This window comes from Alloacidobacterium sp., from assembly GCF_035631355.1.
Classification (GTDB): domain Bacteria; phylum Acidobacteriota; class Terriglobia; order Terriglobales; family Acidobacteriaceae; genus Alloacidobacterium.
The window spans coordinates 24,945-37,730 of the sequence record NZ_DASQIX010000006.1; the positions used below are offsets into that span (position 1 = coordinate 24,945).

Genomic DNA, 12,786 nt, shown 5'->3' on the forward strand with positions numbered 1-12,786 from the left:
CTTCCAGATGGGTGACGATATTTCCAGTTGCCTGTCTATGACAGCCAGCCGAGGAGGCTCTCATGATCGGAAACAGCAGTATTCTTCGTGCGAGTATTTGCTCGCTTACCATACTTGGCTGCCTCTCAATCGAACCCTCAATAGCGCAAACCAATACTCTGTTTCCTGCTCCAATAGACACACGCGACGCAAATCGCGAAGCCAATCTTGCGAATGGGCAATTGAAGGACGAGCTTAAGCTTGCCGGAAATTACATGATGGGACGCGGCGTCGCCCGCGACGTTCAGCAGGCGGCGTACTGGTATCACAAGGCGGCAGACCAGGGATTTCCTCCCGCGCAGGTACAGCTTGGCTACTTTTATCTGACCGGGCTTGGGGTTCCAAAGGACGATGCGCAGGCGGCGAAATGGTTCGAGCGCGCGGCTGCCTCGGGTTCGTATGAGGGAAAATTGAATATCGCCGTCATGTATTTCCGTGGCACCGGAATCGTGCACGATCCGCACATGGGCTATGTGCTGCTTAAAGAGCTGGCAAACAAGCAATATCCGCGCGCTGAAGACTATCTTGGAATTGCGTACATGCTTGGGCTCGGCATCGAAAAAGACGAGGTTGCAGCCGAAAAATGGTTTGAGCGTGCTGCGAGTCACCACAGCCCCGAAGGTGAATATTCGATGGGGACATTGTATTCAGTGCAGCAGGGACACGCGCATGACTTTAATAAAGCCGCAGACTACCTGCGTAGCTCCGCCGAAGCTGGCTATGTTGCGGGCATGCACTCGTATGGACTGATGCTAGTCAATCACCCTGAAGTAGGCCAGCAACCCGGCGAAGCAGTTCACTGGCTCGAGTCTGGCGCCGCAGGCGGCGCTTATCGCTCGTCGATCGTGCTTGGGGTCTTGGCGCGCGACGGAAGAAGCATTCCGAAGGATGAAGCAGCCGCGTATCAGTGGTTCATAATTGCCGTAAAGCAGGGTGGCGAAGCGGTAGAAAAGCTTCTGGCAGCTGACCTGACGCTGGCGCGCAAAACATTGAGCGAAGACCAGCAAAAGACAGCGGAACACGCTGCCACGGCATGGATGAGCGCGCATCCTCATCAGGATATTTATGTTCACGGCAGCGAGTTGAACTACGCATACTTTCCTCTGAACGAGGTGTATGCTACCGGACTAGATATCGGCGAAACCGATAAGGGAGAGAATCGAAACTGAGTAGAACGGAAGATAAGGCAAAATCGGAATGGCCGCTGTTTCTGCATCCCGCGGTGTTTCTTTCCGCATGGATCATGCTGGGGATACTTTTTGCTCTCCAAGAATATGTGGGGATGCGAACCTGGCGCTACCACATTACTTACTGGCAGATGGTAGTTCCGTGGTGCGTTCATTTCTTTCTCTGGGGCGTGATCTGGCTGGTGCTGTGGCGGACGCTGCGTTCATACATCCAAACGGCGACAGCCAAATCGATCTTACTCCGGGTCATTCCGCTCAGCATTTTCGTCAGCGTGCTGGAAGAGGTGCTCTGGTTGACCCTTCAGCCGCAAGTTCCGCTTGGAGCGGAAGCGCGAGGCTGGAGCTATGGCCACAGGCTGGCATACTACCTGGATTCGGAAATACTGAATAACCTGGTCATCTTCTGGTTCACTTTCTGCCTCTTTCGCGCGATTGCGTACTATCAGGGGCTTCGTGAGCGGCAGTTTGCCGCCGCCCGGCTGGAAACGCAGTTGACCCAGGCACAATTGCGCGCGTTGCGCATGCAGCTCAATCCTCACTTTCTCTTCAACACAATGAACAGCGTCTCAAGCCTGATGCGGACCGATATGGAAGCGGCAGACCAAGTACTCGAACAGATGAGCAGCATGCTCCGGATCGCGCTCGATCGCGGAGAGCAACAACTGATTCTTCTTACCGATGAAGTGGATTTTATACAGCTCTACCTGTCAATTCAGAAGACGCGCTTTCGTGGGACTGTGCATCACTATGTCGCCATCGAGCCAGAGGCTTTAGATGCGCTGGTGCCAACCATGATCCTGCAGCCAATAGTTGAGAACGCCTATATGCACGGCGTAGCCAGAACGATTGGTGAGGCGTTTATTGGCATCGAAGCACAAACGCACGAAGGGCAGCTCAGGATCTGTGTCCGTAATTCCGGCAAAGGTCTGGCGCAACGGAGCGCGGCGGAAGCAACCAAGGAACGGGTTGGTGTGGCAAATATAAAGTCGCGGCTGGAACTACACTACGGTAGCGCGCAATGTTTTGAACTGAAGGAGTTTGCTGACGGAGAGGTGCAGGCAATCCTCATGCTGCCCCTTCAATACTCAACAAGTCTAACGGACAACACTCTGGAGTACGCGTATGACCATCCAGACGATCATCGCTGACGATGAAGTGCTGGCGCGGCAGAAATTGCGCCATCTGCTGGAAGATGAGGCAGATGTGGAGATTGTCGGCGAAGGGGCCACGGCGCAGGAAACGATCGAGCTGGCCACCATGACTGATCCTGACCTGATTCTCCTCGACATTCAGATGCCCGGAATGGATGGGTTTGATGTGGTCTCCGCGCTTTGTTCAAAGAAAGCTGTGGCGTGTCCTCGTATTATTTTCACAACAGCATTTGATAAGTATGCGTTGCGCGCCTTTGAGATCAATGCGGTCGATTACCTGCTGAAGCCATTCACCCGTGAGCGTCTCCAGCAGGCAATGGAGCGCGTCCGCGAACAACTGGCGCTGCACAACGATGGCGTAAAACCAGCGAGGCGTACAGATGAGCCATACACAACTCGCATCGTCTTCAAATCGCGAGGCAGAATACTTTTCTTGCCCATTTCAGACATTCGCTGGGTCGGTGCAGAGGAGAATTATGTGCGCATCTGCACGGAGCGGGAAAATCATCTGCTGCGTGAGACTATGGCCAATTTTGAGAGCAGACTCGATCCGAAATCATTCATCCGGGTGCACCGCTCGGCTATTGTGAACCTGCAATACGTGAAAGAGATACGGACGGATTCGCTGGAAGGTGAATCGTACGTTCTCATGAAGGACGGCCAGAAAGTCCCTGTGAGCCGTGGATACAAGGCGCGTATTACCGGTCTGTTGGCGCGCTAGTTTCGACCTGCTCCTCTGCCGTAAAAACTATGCAAAAACTTCTCGCATCGGCCTCCTGAACAGAGCTACAATTTTGCCGGAACCAGAACATTCCTCTTCCCTTGCAGAACTCTGATTCCTTTGAAGATACTGCCCTCCTCCAGCAGTCATCTCATGCAACGGCAAAGTGACGAGCCGCACTATATTAGACAACACGCGCAGCGTTAGCGCTGGTAGAGATGTTTCAGCCAGTGATACATGGGAGTTCGGGCGGATGGAAAATCTGGAGCAATACGAAAGCCTGGCAAGCCGAATCCTGGGAGGCAACTGCGTTCTTGTCCTTGGTCCGGATGCCAGCACGATCGACGGAGTAGGCGAGAAAGTTCCCCTCTATACGGCGTTCGCGCGGAGACTTGCGGACGACGTCAGCAAGCGATTAAGCGACGAACAACGCAGCGACCTCAATGCCGATGATTTGCGACATGTGAGCCAGATATGGCAGGAGATCAACCGTAACTCGGCTATGCTGCAACAGAAGTGCCAGCGTTTCTATGAGCAATATGCCAGCGAAACGACGGAGTTCCATCGCAATATCGCGGCTCTTCCGTTCCAGGTCTGTGTTACCACTACTCCGGATGACTTTCTTTTTAACGCGATGACCCTGGAGAAGAAAACGCCTGTCAGAAGCTTCTACAACTTCAAAAGAGCACAGGAGTTCCGCAGCTCAGAATTCAGCGTCGAGCGTCCGCTTATCTACCATCTTTACGGACATCGGGAAAAACCTGAATCGCTGGTGATAACTGAGAACGACTTGATCGATTTCTTGACAAATGTCATTCGCAAGTCGCCGCCGCTACCGGAACAGATAACGGGAATCCTCAGCCGTCCGGATTCAAGCTGCCTGTTTGTCGATCTTGGATTTAAGAACTGGTATTTACGGGTGCTCATGCGGTCTCTGGGACTGATGAATCACACCGAAAAATCAGTGGCACTTGAACCTCCTGAATTCTTTGCGCAGTCAAAGCAGCACCAAGCCATGCTTTATTTCTCCGCCGGAAACACTATGGAGTTTCAGCAGGAATCCTTAAATGAGTTTGCATTGAGGTTGCGGAAAGCTTATGAGGCAATCGCCGGTCCGCGTGAAGAAACGGTGACACTGCCTGAACCGCCGGCCACAGCGCCCATGGCGTTCCTCTCCTACGCAAGCGAAGACAGAGAGATCGTGGAGCGACTGTCGCAGGCGATGAAAGCTGGCGGAGTTGCGATTTGGGTGGACAGGCAGAATCTTCGCGGCGGTGATAATTGGGAGCGGGTGATCGCTCACGTAATCGAAAAGCAAGTAAATTATTTTGTCCCTGTCCAAGCCATAGGTATGACACGACCTGAGGGCGTGTTCTACGACGAAATCAGGCTGGCATTAGCGCGTCAGAACAGGATGCGAGATGGCGTCAAGTTCGTGATTCCGGTCCATACCGAGAGCCGTTTCCGCCTTGAGCGTCTCAATGAGTTGAAATTCAATTCAATTTCTATAGCGGCCATGAGCGACGGAGTCAATGAATTAGTCCGCAGCATTCTGGAAGACTGGAACACACGTCAAGCATCCATGGGAAGTGTTGCAGCCATGAGCTCAATGAGCAATTGACAGTAAATCGGCGAGTTCTGGAAAGGCACGACGATGAGCGGCACGGATGGATACCGGTACCCGGGACCCAATGAGTTCGAAGATACTCCTGCCGATCATCTGCTGTTTTCCGGGCGCGACGATGAAGTCAATGCCATCACACAACAGATCGTCAGCTCAAGGCTCCTCGTACTATACGGCAGCTCAGGTCTGGGAAAATCGTCCCTCCTAAAAGCGGGCGTGTACCCTAAACTCCGCGACAGCAACTTCTGTCCCATTCGGGTGCGCATTACAGACAAGATGAGTGCCCTGCAACTCTTAGTTCAGTCATGTGAAGAGGCAGGACGCGAGTCTGACCTTGACTACACTCCCGGCATTGGAAATACACCGTGGGAATTTTTCAAGACGGCAATGTTCTGGCGCGGCGAGAAGCTGCTTTGCCCGGTTCTGGTTTTCGATCAGTTTGAGGAAATATTTACTACCGTCCATCAGGAGTGGAAGAAAGATTTTGCCAATGACATCGGACCACTGGCAACCGGAAATCTTCCAGATTCTGTGCGGCGCCGCCTGGAGCAGGGGGAGAAGGGACTGACTGATTTACCTCCACAGGTAAAGCTGATTTTCAGCCTGCGCGAAGAGTTCTACGGATCACTCGAAGAGTTGAGCACCGACTTCCCTGCCCTTTTTCAGGACCGCTTTCGCCTGTTACCGATGAGTAGGAGCCATGCGGAGCTCGCTATTCGTCAGCCCGCGCTGAGAGAGTCGCAAAACGGCATAAGGTTTCATACGCCGACATTCACTTATGCCGACGATACGATCCGGATGATGCTTGGTTTTCTTGCTGGCCGGCACGGCACGATTGAGCCCTTCCAGCTGCAGCTGCTATGCCAGCACGTCGAGCGGGTGATTGTGCCACAGAAGCTGCGCACCAGCACTTCATCCACGATAGCTATCACTGCGGACGATCTCGGTGGCGAACGCATAATGTCAGACTTGGTGCGTCGCTTCTATTCCGACTCGCTGACCGAGCTCCCAGTGAGGCAGCGAGGACGCGCTAGGGAGTTGTGCGATACAGGGTTGCTGTCCTCCGACGGACATCGGCTGATGCTGGAAAAAAATGAAATTCTGCACAATTACAAAATCAACGAAGACACCCTGAAACATCTTGTAGACAAGCGCATTGTTCGCGAAGAGCCACGACTGGACAGTCTTTTTTACGAGATTGGCCACGACACAATTGCCAATTCGATTCTCAAAACACGGCGGTGGAGGGTGCCGCGCAAATACCGGGTAACGGCTGCCGTTGCGGCAGCGCTTGTGATTGTCTCTACCCCCATCTTTGTTGTGATGGGATTAAGGGTGCATTTTGCGAACATAAGCCTAAAACACGAAATCGGTCAGGAAAAAACGGCGACGGAAAACGCGAAGCAGGCACAGGGCAAAGCGGAGGATGCACGCGCGAATGCTGAAAAGCTCGCCTCATATCTGATTGGCGAAGACCTGATGGACGCCATCAAGCCCATCGGGCGCATTGAAGTTCTCAACAGCGTCCAGAAGCAGATCGATGACTATTTGCGCCTGCTCAAATCGGGACAGATCGGAGAGACTTCGGACAGGGCAATCCAGATTGAAGGCTTGGCGCACATCAACCGGGGGGATCTTGACTATGTACAGGGAAGACTTACGGAGGCGGGGGATGAGTACAAGCAGGCAGAGAGCGATTTTCTGCAACTCGTGCAGCGCAATTCGAACAGTCCTGAATGGCTACACAACCTCGCTGATTCCGAAGCCAAGTTGGCTGCAGTTGCCACCGACCAGCTTCAGATTCAGAATTCCTTGGACTTGTATCGGCAAGCCTTAACCCACATCCAGAAGGCCCTAACACAAGACCATGCGGACATGGACGGCAGATTGCATGACAAACTGCTTCGAGATAAAGGGGACACGTATCAGAGCATCGGAGAGATTCTCTATGAACAACATCATCTTGCAAGCGCCCTAGCGAGCATGCAACAAGCGGTCAAACTCGCAAAGGAGCAGCCGGAGCCACGTACTGCGCAATGGAGCTACATCCTCGAGGATGGACTGCTGGGCGAAGGAGAAGTGCTTGACGCTCAAGGCCAAGAAAAGGATGCGGAAGAGATCCTACAGGCAGCGCTGGAAACTGCAAGGAACACTGCCCGTATGAATCCTTTCGATCCGGAAGCTCAACGTAACTTGGGCGTAGCCGAAAACCAACTCGCAAACGTAAACCTCTACCGGAGGAATCCGGAAGAGGTGCTGGCACAATACCAAAGCTTGAACGACATTATGCAGGAGGCCGTCAACTGGGAGCCAAAGAATGAACGATGGCAGCGGGATTTTGCGTACTCCTTTGTGTTGTTGGCCGAAGGAAACAACGCAGCCAGGCACCTCGACAACAGGGAAAAACTTGTGCAACAAGCCATCCCGCGGTTCGAACGGATTCGACAAATCGACCGGAGTAACGCGAGCCTGATGAACGATCTAGCTGATTCTCATCGAGATTTGGGCACCTTTGTTGCTGTTGATAAGCCGCAAGACGCAGTGCTGCATTTCCAGGAAGCGCTTAGGCTGCTCAATGAGCTTATGAAGATCGACCGCACCAACAAAGAACTGATTGTTACATCTCTTTATGTGCTGAACGATCAGGCGGAAACATTACGTCGAGGCAAGAAACCCGATGAAGCGATAGCGCAATGCAAACAGGCGATGCAATTGATACAGACACTTGAACCAATTGATTCTTCAGATAGTGGATACTGGGAGCTCGTCAGCACTTTACATCAGGAGATGGGGGATATTTTGCATGACAAGAAAGATGATAGGGGAGCCGACCTTGAATATCAGGTTGCTATGGCCAGGATCAGCGATGCAATCCAGCATGCCCCGCGGTCACCACGGTATTTAAATGACCGGTTCCTTTTGCGCTACGATCATATGGCGAATACAGGAATGGATTCAGACAGCGCGGCCAAAAACTATCTGGATGCGCTTGCAGATGCCAGCAAGGCAGCCGATCTGGATCCCAGCACGGCCTATTACCTTTTTAACCGTGCCATGGCGTTGCGTCGAGTTGGTGAAGATTACGAGAGCGCTAAACAACCAGACGCTGCGCTGGCGAATTATGTCAATGCTGAGGCCTCCTACAAAAAGGCTATTGAGTTAGAAGGAAACCTGCAGGAAGCGCAGAGATACCGGGATTGGCTTTGCGACTTGCTTGACACGAAGATTGCTCCATTGCGCGCCCAGCAGCATGATGCTCAAGGAGAATTACAGGCCCACGAAGAAACGGTCGAAATAAGAAAAGCTGAAGTGTCTGCGGAGACCAAGAACTTGAAGCATCTCAAGAACCTAGCCGTTGAACAAGAAAACGCTGGCTATTATCTTGCTAATCACGGCCGGCCGAGTGCGGCCGCGACGTATTACGAGGAGGCGGAGGGGTCCTATCGCACATTGATAGGTATGGCAGACGAGAAGACGGTGGACAAGTACCGCGATGACCTCTGTCAACTCCTTCTGAACCGCATTGCGCCTTTTCATATCCAGCAAACCGACAATCAGGCAGCGCTTAAAGCATACGATGAAGCCATTCAGGTGAGGAAATACCAAGTGACTGCGGATCCGAAAGCCGCCACCTATCGCGCGAGCCTGGCCAGAGCGTATCAACAGGCAGGCGATGAGATGCAGGCTCAAGGCCAATTGAAGGAAGCCACAAGCTTTTACAACGATGCTTTGGAATCGCATCGAGAAACGATTAAACTGCAGCCGAGTGCCACAAATTGGGATGAGCTGGGAAGGTTGTTCTATAACGGTCTCGCTCCGTTGAATGAGAAACAGCACAATGATGCTGCAGCCATCAACTATTACGGTCAGGCGGCAGAGGCCGAGGAGCGCGCCCTCGCACTCGATCCTGAAAATGCTGTATACCCCTGCAACATGGCTTATGCACACCAGGGAATAGGCAACATTTTTTTAGCCCAATCCAATCAGGCCGATGCAGAGAAGGAGTACGGGCAGTCGGCACAACTGTTTCAAAAAACGGTCGCTCTCAATGGAGATATGCCGACATGTTGGTATGGACTTGGTTTGACCACTGAATATCTGGCTTCGATTTATGAGCATGATGGAGACCTGACTCACGCGGGACAAGAATACAAGACCGCGCTGCAGGCAGTTGCCGAGGCTGTCAAGCTGGCCCCAACAGAGAAAGACTATAACGACAAGCACGCATTTTTGGAGAGCAAAGTCCATCAGTTGGTTCCTTAACCTGCTATTCCTTATTGCTGCATGAATAGGGTTCTTACAGATCATCCCAACGTAAAGCTGGACCAATTTTTTACTTTTACTTACCCTGTTTGCCTTTGCTGTCGCGGGACACCTGTAATTTGAGGATCACGCATTAAGCAAAAAATAAGCACTGAGCAGAATATTTTAATCGTTTTGAAATGACCACGTTGTTGCATTAAGTAATGGTTCTTAACACGCAGGATGACAGATGATGAAATCCCTGTTGACAGGGCATTCGCGCTCGACTAAAACTTGCATCTAGCTCTTACACGTTCGACTGAAAGTTCTTATTAAGTACGAATGGGTTTGCGCTCTCTTTTTGTTGATATCCATCGGCACTTTGCTGTTCTTCCAGCCATTGTTCTTTCCTTGTGGCCCTCAGATTTCTGTCTGCAGAATAATTTGATCCCGGGAATCGGAGATGCCCGATGAAAGACATGTCCATAAGCGCAGAGTGTGTACTCGCACATTCCTGCATCACCAGCGGCTTGATTTTTACATTTGTCTGGCTGGCCCTGCAGCCGTTTTCAGCCGCTGGACAGCGACTCATGTCTGCAGACCGGTCAGCACAGATCCACCCACTCCATCTGCATTTTCCAAACCAGCAGGCGCAGCCTTTGTCTATGGTGACAGGAGATTTCGACGAAGACGGGATCGGCGATCTGGTGATCGGCTATGGCCAGACTAAGGGAGGAGCCATCGCGCTCCTGCGCGGCAATCTCGACGCCTATGCGCCGCAGAGCCGCGCGAGTTGGGTGGCTGCGGGCCGGCATCAGTATTCCGATCCCTATCTTCAGATCACAAAACCCATCCCTGTTTCGATGCAACCGGCTCTGATGATCTCAGCCGATGTGAACGGCGATGGTCATCTGGACCTCATATACACGGATAAGGAAAGCGATGTAATCAATGTGATCTTTGGAGATGGTAAAGGCGGTTTCTCGTCGCCAGTCAGCACATCTGTTGCAGGAGGCATAACTGCACTGGCGGCATGCAGACCCGGCGCTCCATTGTTGGGCGAAGCAATCATTGCAACATATCAGGTGAATCACGGCGCGAGGCTTTCTATCATCAGCTATAGCTCAAATACATTTACAAAGCGCGCTACGTACGCATTGCCGGATAAGGCAACATCGATGACCGTGGCTAATCTTGATGCAGACCTGATTCCCGATATAGCGATCGTTGCGGGTGGCAAGCTGCTCATTCTACATGGCCAGAACGCGATTTCAGGGGGCGGCTCCATAACGACGGTTCCAGTCAGCGGCGTGGAGAGCGTGACCACCGGCCAGTTCCTGTTCGATCGTCACGTCCAGTTGCAACTATCGGTAGTGACGTCCGATGGCGACGTAATAATGCTGGCCCATCAAGGTTTCGATCCGACACCCTATACACCACCGGAAATTGCTGTGACACGCCGCTCATTGAAGGGATATTTAGACAACACGCAGCCCCCTGCACAACAAGAGGGCAATACCGGAGATGCTCCCTGGATAGAAATAGAGAGAACTGCAGCGGCGGCGGTGCATCCTGCGAGCGGCAGACCGCCCATCATCTTGCGCTCACCCAGTACAGGTGGCTTTGATGATCTGATAGTGCTCAACCCCTCGCAACAGCAAGAGACGTTGATCAGCCATTCGCAAATATTGCCACGCAGCTTCTCTCTTACTTCATCAATACCTCCCACTCGCGTCATATCGAGCAATCTTTCCTCCAGCAATGTGTTGGCTGCAGTATCGGCGCGGGTAAGCCCAGATATGCGTCAGGGCAGGGTGGTGCTCACCACCGACAGCATATCGCCGAATATCATTCTGCCCAGCGCTGGAAATACGTTCTTTGTGACCACAACCGCGGATAACACTGGCACAACAAGTGATCCCAGCGACGGTATACGCTGCACGCAGGCAACCAATCCTACAGAAACCTGTACCCTGCGCGACGCGATTACGTTCGCGAATAACGATGCAACAGACAATATCAACGCGGGTACGTCGGATACCATCATGGTACCTGCAGGCACTTACAACCTGACATGGCAAGCCGGGACCATTGATGCTAACGGAAATGCCTTAACTCACCTGGAAATCCTCGGACCTATGACGATCATTGGCGTCAGCGGAAACACGATCATCAATGGAAACAACAATGATGTGATCTTCTCAATCAATCCCGGCCCATTTGGATCATTTAATCCGAGCGGCGCTAGTTCCGTGTTCAGCCTGTCATTTGAAAATCTGACGATTGAGAACGGCACAAACAACAACAATCCTGCCAACAGTATGACAGGGTTCGCGAATAGCAATGGTGGTTGCATAAACTGGGACGCTGATAGTGTTGGAGACCTTACAATCACTAATTCGGTTATCAAGAACTGCACGGCACAATGGGGGCCGGGCGGTGGTATTTGGGCTTATAACTCGGCAGGCGGCGGCACTGGAACGCTTGCTCTGAACGGAGATACGATCGCCAACAACGCAACACCAGAAGAAGGTGGCGGTATCTTTACACCCTCATTCGTCTCCGGGATTCCGCCTTCTGGACCTGTTGCAATATCAGCCACCAACACTGTCTTTTCAGGCAACAAGGCAGATATGACCTTAAACTCGGGTGATGGTCTTGCGATGGGACAGGGTGGCGGCCTCGAATTGGGGGCTCGTGGAGCCTCGCCAGCCACACCTCAAAGCACGTTAAGCGGAGTAACGCTCAGTTCTAATGCTGCTGCACAGGACAGTGGCGGAGGCATCTATACAAATTCCGGACTATTGATTAGTACCTCGCTCTTTCAAAATAATTCTGCCGCTATATGGGGCGGTGCGCTTTTCAGCGAAGTCGTAACGCCGGAAACTCAAACGACAGTCACCAGCTCCAATTTCCTGTCCAATTCAGCCGTTACAGATGGCGGGGGGATTTCCGGGGGCACGGCAACCATGGCGCAAGGCAATATCCTGCAAGTCGGCCTGAGCCGGATCTTTGGCAATACTTCCACGAATGGCGCCGGCGGTCTGGCCGCGGGCTCGAGCAGCGACATGTCCGGCGAGGTTCTCGCAACGGACAACTGGTGGGGATGTAACAGTGGGCCAGCAATTTCTGGCGGTGGCTGCGATCAGGCAGTTCTGTATGACTCGTCGACGGGAAGTTTAATGACCGCTCCTTATGCCCAACTTGGCTTTACCTCAGATACCACAACGATTCCTCCAAGCGGCAGCATGAATCTTACCGTAAGCCTGAACACGGGCTCGGATGGCAACCCGATCAGCGGCGCGTTTCCTGCGGTTGCAACAAATTACTCTTATACTTACATCATCACAGGTGTGACAGCGAATCCTTCGCTGACTGGCGGAACATTCAACACATCGGGTGTGGGTTCGGCCAAGCTAACGCCGGTAACGCCATCTTCGACCGCCAATGGCTCAGTCGCAGTAACCTTTGACAGCCAGACCGACACGATCAATTTCACAGCGCAGGCTGCCACCGCGACCTCACTTGCGGTTTCCGGCAGTCCGAGCCTTACCTACTTGTATGGTCAACCATCCAGCTTCGCTGTGCAGCTCAACCCTAGCAGTGCAACAGGAATCAGTGCGGCCGATTTCACGGTAACAGTTGACGGCTCCTCTACGAGCTATAGTGTCGCGTTGATCAACAATAACAACTATCAGATCAGTGGGCCGTTCAATGCATTGGCTCAGGGCAGCCATACTCTCTCTGTTTCATTTATTGGAACAACAGATTTCGCAGGCAGCAACACCAGCGCGATGCTGAATGTTTCCGCGGGAACGGTAT

The 12,786-nt window shown here is 52.5% G+C and carries 5 protein-coding genes and 1 pseudogene; all 6 read left to right on the forward strand.

The features are described from left to right. Nucleotides 1-62 precede the first annotated feature (62 nt). Nucleotides 63-1,208, forward strand: a complete 1,146-nt coding sequence (locus VEV40_RS01845) for a tetratricopeptide repeat protein (RefSeq protein ID WP_324829725.1) — start codon at nucleotides 63-65, stop codon at nucleotides 1,206-1,208. Nucleotides 1,209-1,321: 113 nt separating this feature from the next. Beyond that, nucleotides 1,322-2,374 (forward strand): sensor histidine kinase, encoded by a 1,053-nt coding sequence (locus VEV40_RS01850; protein ID WP_324829727.1) that lies wholly within the window; start codon nucleotides 1,322-1,324, stop codon nucleotides 2,372-2,374. Then, entirely contained in the window at nucleotides 2,349-3,098 is a 750-nt protein-coding gene (locus VEV40_RS01855) for a LytTR family DNA-binding domain-containing protein (protein WP_324829729.1), read from the forward strand. The genes VEV40_RS01850 and VEV40_RS01855 overlap by 26 nt, the downstream gene beginning before the upstream one ends. A gap of 253 nt (nucleotides 3,099-3,351) precedes the next feature. After that, the gene (locus tag VEV40_RS01860) at nucleotides 3,352-4,719 is read left to right on the forward strand and encodes a toll/interleukin-1 receptor domain-containing protein (RefSeq protein ID WP_324829730.1); all 1,368 of its coding nucleotides are present in this window, start codon (nucleotides 3,352-3,354) and stop codon (nucleotides 4,717-4,719) included. A gap of 33 nt (nucleotides 4,720-4,752) precedes the next feature. After that, nucleotides 4,753-8,985 (forward strand): hypothetical protein, encoded by a 4,233-nt coding sequence (locus tag VEV40_RS01865; protein WP_324829732.1) that lies wholly within the window; start codon nucleotides 4,753-4,755, stop codon nucleotides 8,983-8,985. 449 nt (nucleotides 8,986-9,434) lie between these two features. Beyond that, a pseudogene (locus VEV40_RS01870) lies at nucleotides 9,435-12,786 on the forward strand (hypothetical protein); the annotation flags it as partial.